Genomic DNA, 16,496 nt, shown 5'->3' with positions numbered 1-16,496 from the left:
GGGCGATCACCGCACGCGCACGGAAGACCGGCTGCCTCCACCTCCGCTGTCACCAGGCGATCGCCTCCGGCTCGGCTCGCTTGACGCCGTCGTCGAGCGCCTTCTCGACCATCCACGCCTTCTCGAGTTGCACTTCCCAGGCAACCGCGCAGCGGTGCTTGCAGGACTGGCGCACTACGGCCGGCCGATCCAATACGCGCATGTTCCCGAGCCGTTGGCACTGTGGGATGTTTGGACGAAGATTGCCGCCGGGCCGGTCGCGTTCGAGGCGCCGTCGGCAGGCTTCGCGCTCGACTGGCGCACGCTCCAAGCCTGGCGTCGGCACGACGTTGGCTTTGCAACCCTCACGCATGCTGCGGGCGTCTCTTCCACCGGCGATCCCGCGCTCGACTCGCGCCTTCCCTTCGACGAGCCATACCGCATCCCTGGGCGCACCGCGGCGCAGGTCGCGCGGGCGAAGCTCCGCGGCAGCCGCATCATTGCGATCGGCACGAGCGTAGTGCGCGCACTTGAGGCAGCCGCCAATCCCGGCGGCAATGTGCGTGCCGGAAATGGCATTGCGACAGGGCGCATCGCGCGGGGCACGCGGCTTCGCGTGGTCGATGCGATTCTCACAGGCGTCCACCAGCCCGGCGAAAGCCATTTCGAGCTCCTGCGCGCCTTTGCCGACGATGCTCTGCTCGCCAAGGCCTCCACAGCCTTTGCCGCCTACCGCTACCGCGCGCATGAATTCGGCGATTCCATGCTGCTTAATCGCCAACCGCCGCTTCTATCGCGCGAACAAAATCGGGGCGAGGGGCTCGAGACGAAGGCTTTACTCGAGGTGTGCCATGATGTCGGCAGGATCGGTGGTATTTCGTGCTCGGCGCGCAAGGAAGTCGGAGCTATGTTACAGCGGACCAAATTCGGCATTTGACCCAAAGTCGAAGTTCCGAAGCCCTCACATTGGGTCCGCATTGCGGGCGAAGCGGACAACATGGCTTGCCGGGCGTCAATGCTTCGATACGTGCCACGGCAGGCAGAGCCTAGCAGGGTCCCAAGAATCGCAGGATTTCGGCCGCGAGCGCATCCGGTGCTTCCTCAGCCATGTGGTGACCACAGTCCAGGGCCTTCCCCTGCTGTCTCGCCGCCGTCCACGGTCGCCAAACTTCGAGAACATCGCCGTAAAGCTGCTCAAGGTCATCACGCAGCGACCACAGAACCATCATTCAATACGGCGGCCCGCCTCTCGGTCTTCCGCGTCGTGCAGACGGTCTATCGTGATACCTGCCCTATAATCTTCTATCATTCCGTGAATGACCCGCGGATCGTGAACGGCCGCGCTGTAATCGGCATAGGCCTCTGGGCCCATCTGTTCGGCGGAGCCACCATGCCAAGCATCGGGATCGGCATTGATAGCGCGCTCCGGCTTCTCTTGCTGGGCGAAGAAGAACCAATGCCACCACGCGGTTGCAAAGCGTGTATCACATCGTTCAAGCGCTTCGAGGATAGGAACGCCATCGAGCACGATGAGATGTGTCACCGCGGAGGGATGATCCATAGCAGTCCGAAAGGCGGTGTGGCTTCCCCGATCGTGCCCGGCGATTGCGAAGCGATCAAATCCAAGGTGCTGCATCAGGGCGATGTCAACGTTAGCATTGCTAATTGCCGTTGGTTCGGCGCATTTATCAAATGCACTGTCAATCGCCAATTGGCCTAATTGGTCAATCAAGTGTCTGCGCTAACCATATGACAGTTCGCGGTGCTTAGCGTCGTTCGACGCATTGAGTTCGTCATTGCGGACAATGCAGTGTTCGTTCGCTAGTGCGGCTAGCGCCATCGGCTAGTGTTTGTTCGTACGCGTCGTATTGGCCTGTCTAGCGTCAATGAAATTGGCGCGTAGTGTTTCTCGTATTCGCCGTTCAGTTGCCGCACGTACTGCGCGCCTGTGTTTGCGCTTGCCGTCGAATGACAGGAGCGTGTCACCATAAAACGCAACACGGTTTGCGGAGCGCTATAGAGTAAGCAGCAACAAAGGATGCCGCTTATGACACTTCTCCAGATCGCTTATCTCTGCCTCGCCGCGGGCGCGTTCATTGCCTTCGTTGGCTACCCCATCGCGTTCTTCGGTATGGGAGGGCACTGAACCGCAGCGCGATCTTTCCGGATTTCGGAAAAAGATTTGTCGTGCGTGACAAAGGATTTGTCACCCATGACAAAAAATCTTCGATAAATGGCTAGGTCATCGTCCAACGGAGCGACCTCGATGACCCTGCTTCAAATCGCTTACGCAATGCTCGCCGTCTTGTATATTGTGCCGTGGTGGCGTTGGCGGTAGGACATTCAGATGTCGCAAGATAACGAAGACGAAGCAATTCCCAAGTCTTCGTCGGCTACTGCCGCGATCGTGCAGTTCATTGAACGGGTAGGAAGGCCCTTCGTACCCGACGTCGTGAAGAGCTGGGCGTCGCGCCCGACTATCACCGAACGACCGAAAGAGAACAGGTGGCATCTGGCGAGACAGTCGGATGGTACATTCCTCCTTCAACTGCAAAACGATTGGTGGCTGACTAACAACAGCGACCGTCCTCTGCGTATGGTGGGGGTGGAAATCGACCGACCACGTGTCAAGGGCGATCTCATTGTGGATGGGCCGAGGGCGCACGATGGCGAACCTGTCATCCCGCCAAAGGCGACGGTCCCGATTTCCACGCACTTCATGGTCCCCACTAGGAAGCATCACCTGAAGGCCACGAAACGCTACGATTTCACATTCGTCGATCACAACGGGCATCGGACGCGAAAACGGGGCATCGAATACAAGCCCGAGCGCCAACGCGTCAAGACGACGAAACTCAACTCCGATTGCAGAGATCGCTGACCAAGACGAGAAGGCTCTGGCGTCGCTCCTGAAAGAGGAGATTGGGCGCTATGCGCGGCACGGTCGCCAGCATGGCGGGCTGGGGACCATTTCGGCAGTAAAGGGGAACGCGAAGATAAAGTCGATCTACCAGGATTGGTGGGCGTCCGACCGCGCTTCCGAGCGGCAGGACATCGTGGTCGAGAGCGGGCCGAAGATCGTCTCTGAGATTGGCGATGCGATCGTTGAGTACGCCTCAAAGCTTCCCGAAGATCGCTTGGCGAAGTTCCGTCACTTTTGCTGGACCGCCTCGATAGGGATCGCGAGTATTACGGCGTGTCTTACCTCATCGTATACGCGTTGTGGCGGCTCAACCGGCTCGAAGACGCGCTCCAAACGGTATACGAGCGCTATGAATTCAAGCCTGCTCTCGTCGACAACATATTCCGGCGCTCGTACATGAACCGGGTGCTCGAAAGGAACCAGCAGTACGGCTACAGCGACGTACTCGGGCTGCTGAATGGCATGCTGAGATACGAGCATCTGCATCTAGTAGAACGCGAGCTGGAGAAGATCGAATGGCTTGCTATGAATACGAGCGAGCACCCATTCCAGATCGCGCAAAAAATCACCTCGATTCGGGCGCTGCGAATAGCAAACCGTGAATGAAGGCTATGCGCGGTGAGCTCATTACGGTGGCGCTGTGGGGGCATTGAGCGATGACTGACGAGAGAGTTTTGCTGACCAAATGGTTCGGCTCTTTGAAGAGCCTGTTGCGGCGATTGGGATGCTGCTCTACGGCGCCTATCTTTACATGAGCAGGAGCAGTTTCCGCCAAGAGATGAACGCGGGCGTATCGAAACCGGACTAGGCTGCTACAACCATTCAAGTGGAAGCGAAGCGGATCGAGGGACAGAGAGAAGTCGCACGCTGGTGTGCAAAATCGCGCCTTAGCGTAGAAAAGGCTTTGGCCCCGGGCTGAGCGAAACTGCGAAGCATGAGCTGCCGATCCCTTTCCAATCTACAAATCTACGCCACAGCCTACCATCAAGATCCGCAAGCGTGACCGCGAGCGCGCGGAGCGCGTCCTCTTGGCCGGTGGGCCGAAACCGTCACATTCGAGACCGGCTGAATCCCAGTCCGCGAGGTCTGCGGCGGCGCGATATGTGCTCTCCAGGACGACCATGAGGCTTGGTTCCGGATCGGTAACTCTGCGGATCGCATACGGCAGCAGGAATTCTCCAAGTCGTAGTGGGCGGCGTCGGCAAAGATCTTCGCCGCCGCGAAGCCTTTTGGTCGGGCGGTGGAGCGGTCGACTTTCCGGCCTTCTATTCCTACGCCTGTCCGAAACCGCTGCTCCTCTGACGCTTCTCCTTCGCACGGAGCTGTCGCAGCCCTCTTGGTGCGCGGACGCGCGGTGCGCACACAACTTGTGGCCCGATAACAGACCCGATAACAGACCCGATAACAGAGTTGACAACTCTCTGCTGGTCAAAAACCTTCAAAGACGCCATCATGCAACAAAAATTGCAAGGATGTGCATCGTGGACGAGAAGGTCGAGGCTCCCAAGGACTATGAGGATCTCATCCGCGTGATACACGACCGGTATGATGGGATGAGCAAGTCGTACCAGAAGATTGCGTTGTACCTCACCCAAAATCCGAATGACGTCGCGGTGCGATCGGTGAACTCGATCGGGGAAGGCAGCGGCGTTCACGCGTCCAGCTTCGTCCGATTTGCCCAAGCATTGGGGTATGAAGGGTTCAAGGACCTGCAGAGCCTCTTCCAGAAACGATTGTCCACCGCGGCTCCCGGCTTCGAAGCCCGCGTCAAGGCGTTGGAGAAGGAACTGGGGGAGCGGACAGATCGCAGCGAGATGGGATTGATGCACGACCTGGTCGTCCGTGACATCGCGTCCCTGAAAGAGATGCTCACCGATCTTCAACCCGAGGATCTGGCAGAAGCCGTTAGCCTGCTCGAGAAGGCCGACGTCATCTATCTGATGGGACAACTTCGCTCGGCACCGGTCGTCGAACTCCTTCGCTATATACTGACCATGCTAGGTAAGCGCTGCGTGCTCCTGGATCCGGGCGGCGGACTGGCCACGCATATGGCCCGCGCGATGCGGAAGACGGACCTGCTGTTTGCGGTGTCGTTCCGCTTCTATGCGAACGAGGTCGTCAATGTTGTGGAAGAAGCCGTGGGGAGAGGTGTACCCATCGTGGCGATCTCGGACAGCACGCTGTCTCCATTGGCCAAGAGCGCGCGCGTTCTGTTCGCCGTACCGGAGCACGAATACACTTTCTCGCGCTCGCTGGCAGCTCCTATGTGTCTTGCGCAGGCTTTGACCGTGGCCTTGGCGGCCAGGCTTCAGAACAACGCAGTCGATCCCCGCATTCCAACGGTTACCGAGCGGTAGGGACTGCGAACCGCGAAACCTGGCCTCATTGTAGCAATTTCGGACCGCCGGCCGTCGATTCTCAATCAGTGTCGGAAGGCGAGAGCGCCATCGCCTTTTCAGGCACGGCCATGGGGCCGGATGCGGCACCGAGGACTGTCTGGTCGTAATCCACCACCGCACCTGTCATGAGCCCGGCATCGTCCGAAACGAGGAAGTTGACGGTGCGGGCGGCCTCGGCCGGATCGACCAGCCGGCCGAAGGGCAGGTTCGCAACGGCTTTCGCTTCCCAATTGGGATCGCCCGTCTCACTCGCCTGCAATTCTCGCTCGTTATCAGACGCCATCCAGCCGACATCCAGCTGGTTGACGCGGATGCGGTTCTTCATGACGGAAAACGCCGTGTTGCGGGTCAGCGTCGCCAGCGCCGCCTTAGTGGCACAGTAAACGTTGATGAAAGGCTGGCCGGCATGTTCCGAGATCGAGCCGATGTTGCAGATGGCGCCTTCAATGCCGTCGCGGATCATGCGGCGGATGGCCTCCTGCATCAGGAAGTAGGGTCCGCGCACGTTGACGGCGAACAGGGCGTCGAAAAGTTCGGGCGAGGTATCGAGGATGGTGCCACGGTCCGTGCGGGCACCGGCGTTCACCAGCACATGTATCTTGCCATAAACGCGCTCGGCCTCCGCCATCACGCTTCGGCAATCCTCGACTTTGCCGAGATCGGCCTTGACAAAGTGGACAGGCACGCCGGTGTCGTGCGTGATCGCCTCGGCCGCGGCACGGCCCTTCGCCTCGTTGCGGCCGAGAGTGACAAGACCGGCAGCGCCGGCTTCCGCCAGCCGGCGCGCAATGGCCGCTCCCAACCCCTGCGTTGAACCCGTGACAACGCAGACCTTTCCATCCATGCGATTCATACTTCAGCTCTCCACAGTGTAGCCAGCCGCGGCCATGACGCGCCGCAATTCCTTATGCCCGATCTTCGCCATTTCGAGTGGCGGACTTTTGACGGGATCCTGCTCGGCTTCAACGACGAACCAGCCTTCGTAACCGTAGGAGGCCAGCCGCTTCACGATCGCCTCGAAGTCGAGCGAGCCGTCACCGGGTACGGTGAAGGCCCCCTTTACCACTGCGTCGAGAAAACTTTCCCGGCTGCGGTCGAGCCCGTCCACGACCGCTTGGCGGATGTCCTTGGTGTGTACATGCGAAATCCGGGCGTGGTGCTTGTCCACCACCCGCAGCACGTCGCCGCCGGCAAAGGCCATATGGCCGGCATCGTAGAGCAGGGGCAGACCCTCGCCGGAATGCTTCATCAGCAGATCGACGTCCTGTTCGCTTTCGATCGGCGCGGCCATGTGGTGGTGGTAGCAAATCGGCATGCCCTGACCCGCGCACCATTCGCCGAAAGTGGTGAGCTTACGGCCGTAGGCCTTGATCTGATCGTCGTCGAGACGCGGGCGCATAGCCAGCGGCGTTCCGCGGTCGCCCTGAATGGTGCGACCCGTCTCGCCATAGACGATGCAGGGCGCGTTGGTCGCCTTGAACAACTCCATCTGCGCGGCGATGCGGTCCTTCTCTTCATCGATATTGCCGACCAGCAAGCGGCCGGAGAACCAGCCGCCACAGACGCTCATGGCATGCTGCCTCAGGATGGGCTCAAGCACCGCCGCGTCCATCGGGAAGCGGCGGCCAGTCTCCATGCCGGTGAAGCCGGCCTGACGGGCCTGCCGCAGGCACTCCTCCAGCGAGACGTCGTCGCTCAGTTCGGGAAGGTCGTCGTTCCACCAGGCGATCGGCGCGATGCCAAGCTTGGCTCTCATCGTCATCTCCAATCATGATTTTCGAATGCTGCTGGCTGCCTGCGCAGCGACAAAAAACTGCCGGAACAATGCTCAGGGAGTTTTGCATCGTTCCGGCAGGGGACGCCCCCGCGCGCCCGAACGGTTCAGACACCCACGCGCTGCTTCTTGCGACCTTCGGTTTGCGCGGCATGCGCGTCGCGGACCTGCTGGCGCCCGCTGATCTCGGGCACGCCGACGTCCCACCATGCATCCCCGGGCGTCCAGCTGAAGGCGTCGGAGACGATGGTAATGACGGTGGTTCGGTCGGTGGTCTTCGCCCATTCGATCGCTTGGCCGAGATCGGCAAGGCTTTCGACACGCCGCGCCAGCGCGCCCATGGCTTCCGCGTGCTTGGCGAAGTCGACCGAGAACGGCTCCTTGACCCGGCAGTCCTTGATAAGGTTATTGAAGGAGGCGCCGCCCTTGGCGTTCTGCAGCCGATTGATCACCGCATAGCCGCCATTGTCGCATACCACGAGAATCATCTTGTGGCCGGCGAGCACCGACGAATAGATGTCGGAGTTCATCATCATGTAGGTGCCGTCGCCGATCATGACGATCGGCGTGCGGGTAGGGTCGGCCATGGCCGCGCCCCAGCCGGCAGAGATTTCATAACCCATGCAGGAGAAGCCGAACTCGCAGTCGAAAGTGTTGGGTTCCTTCACCCGCCAGTTCTTCATCACCTCGCCGGGCAGTCCGCCGGCCGCGGTGATCAGCAGGTCACGCTCGCCCGCCTTGGCGTTCACCACGCCTACGACCTGCGCATAGGTCGGGACCGGCTCGTTGGTCGGCTTCTGGAAGCCGTCAAGCATCGTGTTCCACTTGGCGAACTCGATGCGACCCTTGTCTGTCCAGGCCCTCTCCGCTTTCCAGTCGCCGAGGGCACCTTCGAGTTCGCTCACCGTCTCCAGCGCGTCGCCGACGACGGCGAGCGCCCGGTGCTTGGTGGCATCCCAGCGTGCGGCATTGATCGAGACGAACTTTGCGTCGGCCGAGAAGGCGCTCCAGGATCCGGTGGTGAAGTCCATGAGCCGTGTGCCGACGGCGATGATCACGTCGGCTTCCGCCGCCAGCGCGTTGGCGGAGGTTGAGCCGACGATGCCGATCGGTCCGACATGCGCGGGGTGGTCGTGCGTAACCGTGCCTTTGCCGGCAATCGTCTCCGCGAGCGGGATCCCATGCCTTTTGGCGAAATCGCCAAGAACCTTCTCGGCACCCGAATAACGCACGCCACCACCCGAGATGATCAGCGGCCGCTTTGCGCCTTTGAGGAGGCGCGTCGCTTCGGCGAGCCGGCTGCGATCGGGCCGGGGGCGTGGCACCTCATTCACCGTCTGTTCGAAGAAGGCTTCGGGATAATCCCAGGCGATCTCCTGCACATCCTGCGGCAAAGCGATGAAGGCAGGCCCGCAATCGGCCGGATCAAGCAGCACCGCAACCGCCTGCGGCAACGACGAGATGATCTGCTCGGGATGGACGATGCGGTCCCAGTAGCGCGTGACCGCCTTAAAGGCGTCATTGACGTTGATGGTCGGGTCGCCGAAGTGCTCGACCTGCTGCATGACCGGATCGGGCCGGCGACTGACGAAGGTGTCGCCTGAGAGCATCAGCACCGGCAGCCGGTTCGAATGGGCGACACCCGCCGCCGTCACCATGTTCAGCGCACCCGGACCGATCGAGGTCGCCGCAACCATGATCTGGCGCCGGCGCTTCGCCTTTGCAAAGCCGATCGCTGCAAGCGCCATCGACTGCTCATTCTGGCCGCGCCAGGTCGGCAGCACGTGCTTCACCGCCTCGAGTGCTTCAGAAAGGCACGTCACGTTGCCGTGCCCGAAGATGGCGAAGACTCCCGGAAAAAGCGGAACTTTCTCGCCGTCGACGACCGTGAACTGGTTGCACAGATAGCGCACGAGCGCCTGTGCCATGGTCAGACGGACGGTGGCCCTGGTCATCTTTGTCTCCTCCCTAACGACGGTCTTTCCAAATCTATATGGAATGCCCATTGACAAATCAATATGTTTGCAACGATCATTGCAAAAATTCAAACCGGGAGGACTTCTTGCTCAGGATAGCTGTGCTCGGCTGCGGTCGGATTGGCAGGATGCATGCGGCAAACATCGCCGCACATCCTCGTGCGGAACTAGCCACCGTCTATGACATCGACGAATCGTCCGCGGAGACTGTCGCGGCGCGGCACGGCGTTCGCGCTTCGGGATCCGCGGACGAGGTATTTGCCTCGGCAGATGTAGATGCGGTCCTTGTCGCGACGGTGACTGACACGCATGCCGACTACATCGAAAAGGCGGTGGCCGCTGGCAAACCCGTGCTCTGCGAGAAGCCGATCGATCTCAGCCTGGAAAGGGTGAACCGTTGCGCCGAAGCAATTTTGTCCAAGGGCGTGCCGGTCCAGATCGGTTTCAACCGGCGTTTCGATCCCGGTCATCGTGCGGCGTGGAACGCCGTACGATCCGGCGAGATCGGCGAATTGCACCAGGTTATTATCACCTCGCGTGATCCTGGCATGCCGCCCCGTTCCTACTACGAGGTCGCGGGCGGGCTTTTTCGCGACATGACGATCCACGATTTCGACCTCGCCCGCTTCATGCTGGGAGAGGAGCCGGAGGAGGTGTTCGCCATCGGTGGCCGGCTGATCGACCCGGCCATGATGGCGGAGCTGAACGACTACGACAGCGTCATGGTCGTGATGCGGACCAAAAGCGGCAAGCAGTGCCACATCAACAACTCCCGAACCTCCACTTATGGCTACGACCAGCGCGTCGAGTTGCTGGGCAGCACCGGCATGGTGATCAGCGGCAACAGGAAGCCTCACGAACTGCGCCGCTACTCGGTCGCGCAAACCGAAGCCGCCGCGCCTTATCTCGACTTCTTCATCGAGCGATACCGCGAAGCGTTCGATGCCGAGATCGACGCCTTCGTCACCTGCGTCGAGAAGGCCGAGCCGCCGCTGGTCGGTTTCGAGGACGGGCGCCGCGCTCTGGTCTTGGCCGAAGCGGCGATGAAATCGGCGGTCGAAGGCCGCTTCGTGAAGGTCAGCGAGATCGGATAAGCCATGTACGCGAACTACGGACTGTTCATCGACGGGAAGTGGCGCAAGGCATCCGACGGCGGGACGGCGCCGGTGACGAGCCCGGTGACGGAAAAGCCGCTGGGCGAGGCTCCGGTCGCCACCCGCGCGGACACGGAAGAGGCGCTGGTTAGCGCCGCCCGTGGGTTTCCCGCATGGAAATCCAAGGGTGGTTTTGAGCGCGCGTCCGCCCTGCATGCTATCGCGGACGAGATGATCCGCCGCAAGGACGAAGCCGCGCGGATGATCTCCAGCGAGACCGGCAAACCTATTGCCCAGTCCGAGCGCGAATGGGGGCTGGCGGTCGATCAGTTCCGCTGGTACGCCGAGGAGGCCCGCCGGATCTATGGGCGCGTCATCGAATCGCGCGTGCCCGGCGGTCGTTTCGAAGTTCTGCACGAGCCTGTCGGGATCGCAGCCGCCTTCACCGCCTGGAACTTTCCGGCGGCACTGGTCGCCCGCAAGGTGGCGCCGGCGCTTGGCGCTGGCTGCTCGACCATCGTCCGGCCGTCAAGTCAGACGCCCGGGACGGCGATGCTGATGGTCGACTGCATCCGCGCCTGCAATCTTCCTGCCGGGACCGTCAGCCTGGTCGTTGGGCCCACGAGCACGACCTATGCGCCGATCATGGCTTCGCCGGCGGTGCGCAAGGTGTCCCTCACCGGCTCGACCCGCGTCGGCCAGCAGATGATCCGCGATGCTGCCGACACGGTGAAGAAGGTGTCTATGGAGCTTGGCGGCAACGCGCCCCTGATCGTCTTCGACGACGCCGATCTGGATGCCGCGCTCAACGTCTCCGTGCCGACCAAATACGCCAATTCCGGCCAGGTCTGCGTCACACCGGATCGTTTCTTCGTCCACGAAAGCCTGCACGACGCCTTCGTCGAGGGCTTTGTGCAACGCGCCAAAGCGTTGAAACTGGGCGACGGGCTCGACCCATCCGTGCAGATGGGCCCGCTCATCAATGCCGGCCGGCTTTCCGAGATCGAAGACATCGTGTCCGACGCTATGAAAGCCGGTGCGAAGCTCGTCGCGGGTGGCCATCGGGTTGCGGCGTTCAATGCCGGCCATTTTCATGAGCCCACGGTCCTGACCGATGTTGCCGACGACATGAGGGTCTTTGCCGAGGAGAATTTCGGGCCGATCGCGGCGATCACCCGGTTTTCCTCGGATGAGGAGGCGCTGGAGCGGGCGAATGCTTCGCCAATGGGATTGTCGGCCTATGCCTTCACGTCGAGCCCGAAGCGTGCGCGCCGCACGGTAGCCGAGCTGAAGGCAGGCATGGTGGGCATCAACAGCTTCGCTCTCGCCGCATCGGAAGCGCCGTTCGGCGGCACGAAATATTCCGGAATGGGTCGCGAAGGCGGCAGCGAAGGTATCGGTGACTACCTCGACACCAAGCTTGCGCAGATTGTGTTCTGAGGAGGCCGCCTTGATCAAGAACGAGCTCAAGCAGATCTGGGCCGAAGGGCGGCCCACGATCAATGGCTGGCTTTCGATCGGCAGTCCATTCACCGCCGAGATCATGGCCGCGCAGGGCTATGACAGCGTGAGCATCGATGTCCAGCACGGCGCGCTCGACTATTCGATGCTGCTTCCGATGTTCCAGGCGATGCGTGCATCCAGGGTGGTGCCCATGGCGCGCGTGCCGTGGCTGGAGCCGGGCATCATCATGAAGGTGCTGGATGCCGGCGCCTATGGCGTGATCTGTCCCATGATCAACACACCGGAACAGGCGGCTCAGCTCGTCAGCTACCTGCGCTATCCGCCGGCCGGCCAGCGCAGTTTTGGGCCGACGCGTGCCAACTTCTCGGCAGGTGCCAACTACGCGGCCGAAGCCAATGACGAGATCCTGGCTTTCGCCATGGTCGAGACCGCCGAGGCGATGCGCAATCTCGATGCGATCGCCGCAACGCCAGGGCTCGACGGCATCTATGTCGGTCCCGCAGACCTGACCTTCAGCCTGCACCAGGGGCGTCTCGCGCCGTCCTTCGATCGCGAGGAGCCTGACATGATCGCCGCTCTGCGGACGATCGTTGCAGCCTGCAAGAGGAACGGCAAACGCGCCGCGCTCCATTGCGGCACGGCCGACTACGCCGCACGTGCCATCGAATGGGGTTTCGACATGACCACCGTGTCAGGCGACTCCCGCCTGCTCGCAGCAGCGGCCCAGGCGTGTGTTGCCCGCTTTCGCGAATTGACCGGCGCGAAGCCCGCCTCTCTTGAAGCCGGCAAGGGAGGCTATTGATGCCGCACGTTCTGGTCGCCGGAAAACTTCATCCGAGCGGCATCGAACTTCTCGATGCGTCGCCCGGCGTCACCTACGACTATGTCGAAGATGTCTCCGAACCAAGCTACGCACCTCTGATCGGCAAGGCCGATGGCCTCGTCATTCGCACCCAGCCCTTGTCGGCTCCGACCGTCGCACGCGCCGAGAGGTTGAAGATCGTCTCGCGCCATGGCGTCGGCTACGACGCTGTGGATCTGCCTTCTCTCAACGAACGTGGTATCGCGCTGGCGATAGTCGGCGATGTGAACTCGGTGTCGGTGGCCGAGCACGCCATGATGCTGTTGCTGGCGGCAACCAAGCGGCTGATCCGAGCGGATCGTTCGGTGCGCGGTAACGAATGGGGTTGGCGCAACCGGCTGGAGCCAAGCGAACTCTCGGGCAAGCGGCTTCTGATCCTCGGGTTCGGCCGGATCGGCCGCCACCTGGCGCGCATGGCGGCGGCATTCGGCATGGACGTGCGTGCCTATGATCCATTCCTTGAGAGGCAAGGCTGGCCGGAGGGGCCGGTCGCGCCGGTGAGCGATTTGCAAACGGGACTCGCCTGGGCCGATGCGATCTCCGTCAACGTACCCAAGGCCGAGCGCCCGGTGATCGGCCCCGTGGAACTCTCGGCGATGAAACCGACTGCTGTTCTCATCAACACAGCGCGGGGCGGCATCGTCGACGAGGCGGCGCTGATCGCGGCGCTGCGAGCGGGGCGCATCGCAGCGGCCGGTATCGACGTCTTCGACGATGAACCACCCGCCGCGGACCATCCGCTCTTCGGCTTCGACCAGGTGATTCTGACGCCGCACATTGCCGGGCTCACCGCCGAGTGCGGCGAGCGCATGGCAATCTCGTCCGTGCAGAACGTGCTCGATTTTTTCGCCGGGCGGATCGACTCAGCGCTGGTGGTAAACGGAGCCGAGTTGAATGGCCGGTGAAAAACCTCAACTCAGAATCGGCCTGATCGGCACCGGCTTCATGGGCAAGACCCATGTGTTCGGCTTTGCTGCCGCACAACGTGTCTTCGATCTTCCCTACGAACTGGTGCTCCACACGGTTGCGGACAGAACCGAGGACCTCGCCGCGCAGGCGGCGCAGGCCTTGGGGTTCGCGCGGGCGAGCGGGGACTGGAGGCGTCTGGTCGAGGACCCGGAGATCGATATGATCGATATCACGGCGCCGAACGGCTTCCACAAGGAGATGGCGCTCGCCGCCATTGCCGCCGGCAAGCACGTCTATTGCGAGAAGCCGCTGGCGCCCCTTGCGGCGGATGCCCGACGGATGGCCGAGGCGGCGGAAGCGGCCGGCGTCAGGACGCAGGTCGGGTTCAATTATCTCTGCAACCCGCTGCTCGCGCTGGCGCGGCAGATGATCCGCGCGGGCGAGTTGGGCGAGATCCGCAGCTATCGCGGCATTCACGCCGAGGACTACATGGCGGATGCGGAAAGCCCATTTACCTTCCGGCACGATCCTGTCGGCGGTGGCGCATTGGCGGATCTGGGCAGCCATGCTCTGGCCACGGCGGAGTTTCTGCTTGGCTCGGTGGAACGGGTCCTCGGCGATTCCGTCACCGTCATAGCGAGCCGTCCGGATGGCCGAGGCGGGCGCCGGACCATCGAGGTCGACGACATCGGTCGCGCATTTCTGCGTTTTGCCAATGGTGCATCCGGCAGCATCGAAGCGAGCTGGGTCGCCACCGGCCGCAAGATGCAGCACGATTTCGAGGTTTATGGCACCAAGGGGGCGCTCGTCTTCAGCCAGGAGCGCTTCAACGAGCTGCATTTCTACAGCACGGCCGATCCCGGCGGCCGGCGTGGCTTTCGGCGCATCGAGGCCGGTCCGGATCACGATCCCTATGGACTCTTCTGCGTCGCATCAGGCCATCAGCTCGGCTTCAACGATCTGAAGGCTATCGAGATTGCGCGGTTCGTCGATGCGATCGCCGGGAAGCGAGACGAGTCTTTCGGCTTCCGGGCCGGCCAACGCATCCAGGAACTCGTGGAGGCAATTCAGGGCTCGGCCCGGGAGAGCAAGTGGCTGCGAACAGACTGATGCGAGGGAGAGTTGGTCGCCGCCCCGCATGCGTCTGAAATAAACATTGCATGTTTGTACATTTTGCAATATAGATTGCAGCCGGAGAGAGGTACGTCGGCTGAGTGCTCAAGTCGACGTCGCACAGGGAGGAGAATGTGTCTGTGCTGGACGTACGAAGCGTCTCGAAAAGCTTTGGTGCTATCCGCGCCTTGTCAGATGTTAGCTTCGCGGTTGCTGCCGGCGAGGTGGTTGGCCTGATGGGCGACAACGGTGCCGGCAAATCGACCATGGTGAAGCTGATTGCGGGGAACTTCCCACCCTCCGACGGCGAAATCGCGGTGGACGGCAAGGTTTGCCATTTCCACAAGCCGATCGAGGCACGGGGCGAAGGGATCGAGGTCGTCTATCAAGATCTGGCCTTGGCCGACAATCTGACGGCCGCCCAAAATGTCTTTCTCGGCCGCGAGATTAAGAAGGGGTTTTGGCCGCTCCGCGTGCTCGACAAGCAGGCGATGATCAACCGCTCGGCAAAACTGTTCGCGGAGCTGAAGTCGGAGACGCGGCCGCGCGATCTGGTCAAAAAAATGTCAGGCGGCCAGCGGCAGGCGGTCGCCATTGCCCGCACCCGGCTATCCAACTCCAAGCTCGTGCTGATGGATGAGCCGACCGCGGCGATTTCGGTCCGCCAGGTAGCCGAGGTGCTGGAGCTGATCCGGCGGCTCAAATCGCAAAATGTGTCGGTAATGCTGATCAGCCACCGCATGCCCGATGTGTTCGCGGTCTGCGACCGCATCATCGTGCTGAGACGCGGCTCGAAAGTGGCCGACAAGGCGACGGAGAAGACATCGCCGGAGGAGATCACCGGCCTAATTACGGGAGCGATCCGTGATGCATAGCCAGAGCGACATGCTGAAGGAAGGCCATGCGTCCATCGGTGATGTGGTCGGCATAATAGAGCAGAGCGTTTTCCAGAAGATGATCGCCAGCCAGGCCTTCTGGGTCGCGATCGCGCTTTTCGTGTTGGTGGTCTTCATGACGTGGCTGGAGCCCAGCTTCGGCACGGTCGACAACGTTACCAACACCACCCGCAATTTTGCACCTATCGCCATCATGGGGCTGGGCATGACGGTGGTGCTGATCACCGGCGGCATCGATCTGTCGGTCGGCTCGGTGATGGGGCTGGTCGCGATCGTCGCCGGCCTGCTGCTCACTTGGCACCAGCCTTGGTATGTGGCGTTTGGCGCGGGTCTGCTCGCAGGCATCGCCTGCGGAGCCTTTAACGGTTTCTTCGTGGCCTATATCGGCATGCCGTCCTTCGTGGTGACGCTAGGCATGCTGTCGATCGCGCGCTCGCTGGCGGTCGTGCTGTCCGGCAACCAGATGCTTTACCAGTTCGGACCCGATGCGCCGATCGTCAAGGCCATCGGCCAGGCCAAATGGCCGAGGCACACGCCTGACGGCTGGGTGCCTCATTGGATCCCGGAACTGTCCTCGCAGTTCTGGGTGATGGTGATCCTCGCGCTCATCGTCGGCTCCGTCTTCATTTTCACCGCCTGGGCGCGCCACCTCTTCGCGATCGGCGGCAACGAGAACGCCTCGCGGATGACCGGCGTCCCCGTCGACTGGATCAAATTCCAGGCCTATGTCTTCTGCGCATTTACCGCATCGATCGCGTCCCTGCTGCTGCTCGGCTACAGCGGCTCGGCCATCAACGCGATGGGAACCGGCTACGAGTTGAGGGTGATCGCCGGCACCGTCATCGGGGGGGCCAGCCTGATGGGCGGCTACGGAACCGCGTTTGGCGCTGTGATCGGTTCGGCCTTCCTCGAGGTCATCCGCAACGCGCTGCTGATGGCCGGGATCGATTCGAACTGGCAGGGCGCCTTTGTCGGGGCCTTCATCATTCTTGCCGTGCTTCTCGGCATGCAGACCTCGGGCAAGTCGCTGCGGGCGACGCTGGAGGGTATGTTTACCTGGAAGCGCAAATAGAATCCGGCGGCCGCAAGCCGTCGGGGATAGTGGAC

Annotated in this window: 16 protein-coding genes; 11 read left to right on the top strand and 5 right to left on the bottom strand. The window is 61.9% G+C overall.

What is annotated here, in order from left to right:
• A partial coding sequence (locus NKJ32_RS27935) for an S-adenosylmethionine:tRNA ribosyltransferase-isomerase (RefSeq protein WP_352829514.1) occupies positions 1–916 on the top strand: 916 nt, incomplete at its 5' end.
• A gap of 288 nt (positions 917–1,204) precedes the next feature.
• Here NKJ32_RS27935 and NKJ32_RS27930 read toward each other — a convergent pair.
• Positions 1,205–1,711: an alpha/beta fold hydrolase gene (locus tag NKJ32_RS27930; protein WP_352568991.1), complete on the bottom strand. Its 507-nt coding sequence runs from the start codon at positions 1,709–1,711 to the stop codon at positions 1,205–1,207.
• A gap of 615 nt (positions 1,712–2,326) precedes the next feature.
• Between NKJ32_RS27930 and NKJ32_RS27925 the strand changes: the two genes are divergently transcribed.
• Together NKJ32_RS27925 and NKJ32_RS27920 are read left to right on the top strand one after the other, a co-directional pair.
• Positions 2,327–2,860, top strand: a complete 534-nt coding sequence (locus tag NKJ32_RS27925; protein WP_352617480.1) for a hypothetical protein — start codon at positions 2,327–2,329, stop codon at positions 2,858–2,860.
• A 315-nt stretch (positions 2,861–3,175) separates the two neighbouring features.
• Positions 3,176–3,508, top strand: a complete 333-nt coding sequence (locus NKJ32_RS27920) for a hypothetical protein (protein WP_352829512.1) — start codon at positions 3,176–3,178, stop codon at positions 3,506–3,508.
• A gap of 352 nt (positions 3,509–3,860) precedes the next feature.
• On the opposite strand, the gene NKJ32_RS35580 is transcribed toward NKJ32_RS27920, so the two are convergent.
• Positions 3,861–4,220, bottom strand: coding sequence for a DUF5996 family protein (locus tag NKJ32_RS35580; protein WP_502899070.1), 360 nt, complete (start codon positions 4,218–4,220; stop codon positions 3,861–3,863).
• Between the two features lie 163 nt (positions 4,221–4,383).
• Here NKJ32_RS35580 and NKJ32_RS27910 point away from each other — a divergent pair, with 163 nt between their 5' ends.
• The gene (locus NKJ32_RS27910) at positions 4,384–5,259 is read left to right on the top strand and encodes a MurR/RpiR family transcriptional regulator (protein WP_245274693.1); all 876 of its coding nucleotides are present in this window, start codon (positions 4,384–4,386) and stop codon (positions 5,257–5,259) included.
• A 61-nt stretch (positions 5,260–5,320) separates the two neighbouring features.
• Here NKJ32_RS27910 and NKJ32_RS27905 read toward each other — a convergent pair whose 3' ends face one another.
• From NKJ32_RS27905 to iolD, 3 genes are all read right to left on the bottom strand, one after another.
• Positions 5,321–6,154 carry an SDR family oxidoreductase gene (locus tag NKJ32_RS27905; RefSeq protein ID WP_023676598.1) on the bottom strand — a complete coding sequence of 278 codons (834 nt, stop codon included), beginning with the start codon at positions 6,152–6,154 and terminating at the stop codon, positions 5,321–5,323.
• A gap of 3 nt (positions 6,155–6,157) precedes the next feature.
• A complete protein-coding gene (iolE, locus tag NKJ32_RS27900) occupies positions 6,158–7,057 on the bottom strand; it encodes a myo-inosose-2 dehydratase (protein WP_352568990.1) in 900 nt (299 codons plus the stop codon).
• Between the two features lie 125 nt (positions 7,058–7,182).
• Positions 7,183–9,030 (bottom strand): 3D-(3,5/4)-trihydroxycyclohexane-1,2-dione acylhydrolase (decyclizing), encoded by a 1,848-nt coding sequence (gene iolD / locus NKJ32_RS27895; RefSeq protein WP_352568989.1) that lies wholly within the window; start codon positions 9,028–9,030, stop codon positions 7,183–7,185.
• 107 nt (positions 9,031–9,137) lie between these two features.
• Here iolD and iolG point away from each other — a divergent pair, with 107 nt between their 5' ends.
• From iolG to NKJ32_RS27860, 7 genes are all read left to right on the top strand, one after another.
• A complete protein-coding gene (gene iolG / locus NKJ32_RS27890; protein ID WP_352568988.1) occupies positions 9,138–10,145 on the top strand; it encodes an inositol 2-dehydrogenase in 1,008 nt (335 codons plus the stop codon).
• A 3-nt stretch (positions 10,146–10,148) separates the two neighbouring features.
• Complete coding sequence (locus NKJ32_RS27885; RefSeq protein WP_352568987.1) at positions 10,149–11,585, top strand: NAD-dependent succinate-semialdehyde dehydrogenase; 1,437 nt, start codon at positions 10,149–10,151, stop codon at positions 11,583–11,585.
• 10 nt (positions 11,586–11,595) lie between these two features.
• Positions 11,596–12,411: an HpcH/HpaI aldolase family protein gene (locus NKJ32_RS27880; RefSeq protein WP_023676593.1), complete on the top strand. Its 816-nt coding sequence runs from the start codon at positions 11,596–11,598 to the stop codon at positions 12,409–12,411.
• Positions 12,411–13,376, top strand: a complete 966-nt coding sequence (locus NKJ32_RS27875; protein WP_352568986.1) for a hydroxyacid dehydrogenase — start codon at positions 12,411–12,413, stop codon at positions 13,374–13,376. Before NKJ32_RS27880 ends, NKJ32_RS27875 begins: the two co-directional genes overlap by 1 nt.
• The gene (locus NKJ32_RS27870; protein ID WP_352568985.1) at positions 13,366–14,490 is read left to right on the top strand and encodes a Gfo/Idh/MocA family protein; all 1,125 of its coding nucleotides are present in this window, start codon (positions 13,366–13,368) and stop codon (positions 14,488–14,490) included. Before NKJ32_RS27875 ends, NKJ32_RS27870 begins: the two co-directional genes overlap by 11 nt.
• Before the next feature lie 137 nt (positions 14,491–14,627).
• Positions 14,628–15,368 carry an ATP-binding cassette domain-containing protein gene (locus NKJ32_RS27865; protein ID WP_352449986.1) on the top strand — a complete coding sequence of 247 codons (741 nt, stop codon included), beginning with the start codon at positions 14,628–14,630 and terminating at the stop codon, positions 15,366–15,368.
• A complete protein-coding gene (locus NKJ32_RS27860; protein ID WP_156937342.1) occupies positions 15,361–16,461 on the top strand; it encodes an ABC transporter permease in 1,101 nt (366 codons plus the stop codon). The genes NKJ32_RS27865 and NKJ32_RS27860 overlap by 8 nt, the downstream gene beginning before the upstream one ends.
• Positions 16,462–16,496 lie beyond the last annotated feature (35 nt).

It is taken from the genome of Mesorhizobium sp. M0159, from assembly GCF_040322295.1.
Lineage (GTDB): Bacteria > Pseudomonadota > Alphaproteobacteria > Rhizobiales > Rhizobiaceae > Mesorhizobium.
The sequence above is the reverse complement of the archived record's forward strand: the minus strand, read 5'-3'. Positions and strand labels throughout refer to the sequence as shown.

Coding starts and splice junctions, on each gene's coding strand:
- NKJ32_RS27925 (WP_352617480.1), top strand. CDS start 2,327: ATGTCGCAAGATAACGAAGACGAAGCAATTCCCAAGTCTTCGTCGGCT.
- NKJ32_RS27860 (WP_156937342.1), top strand. CDS start 15,361: ATGCATAGCCAGAGCGACATGCTGAAGGAAGGCCATGCGTCCATCGGT.
- iolD (WP_352568989.1), bottom strand. CDS start 9,030: ATGACCAGGGCCACCGTCCGTCTGACCATGGCACAGGCGCTCGTGCGC.
- iolE (WP_352568990.1), bottom strand. CDS start 7,057: ATGAGAGCCAAGCTTGGCATCGCGCCGATCGCCTGGTGGAACGACGAC.
- NKJ32_RS27870 (WP_352568985.1), top strand. CDS start 13,366: ATGGCCGGTGAAAAACCTCAACTCAGAATCGGCCTGATCGGCACCGGC.
- NKJ32_RS27885 (WP_352568987.1), top strand. CDS start 10,149: ATGTACGCGAACTACGGACTGTTCATCGACGGGAAGTGGCGCAAGGCA.
- NKJ32_RS27905 (WP_023676598.1), bottom strand. CDS start 6,154: ATGAATCGCATGGATGGAAAGGTCTGCGTTGTCACGGGTTCAACGCAG.
- NKJ32_RS27875 (WP_352568986.1), top strand. CDS start 12,411: ATGCCGCACGTTCTGGTCGCCGGAAAACTTCATCCGAGCGGCATCGAA.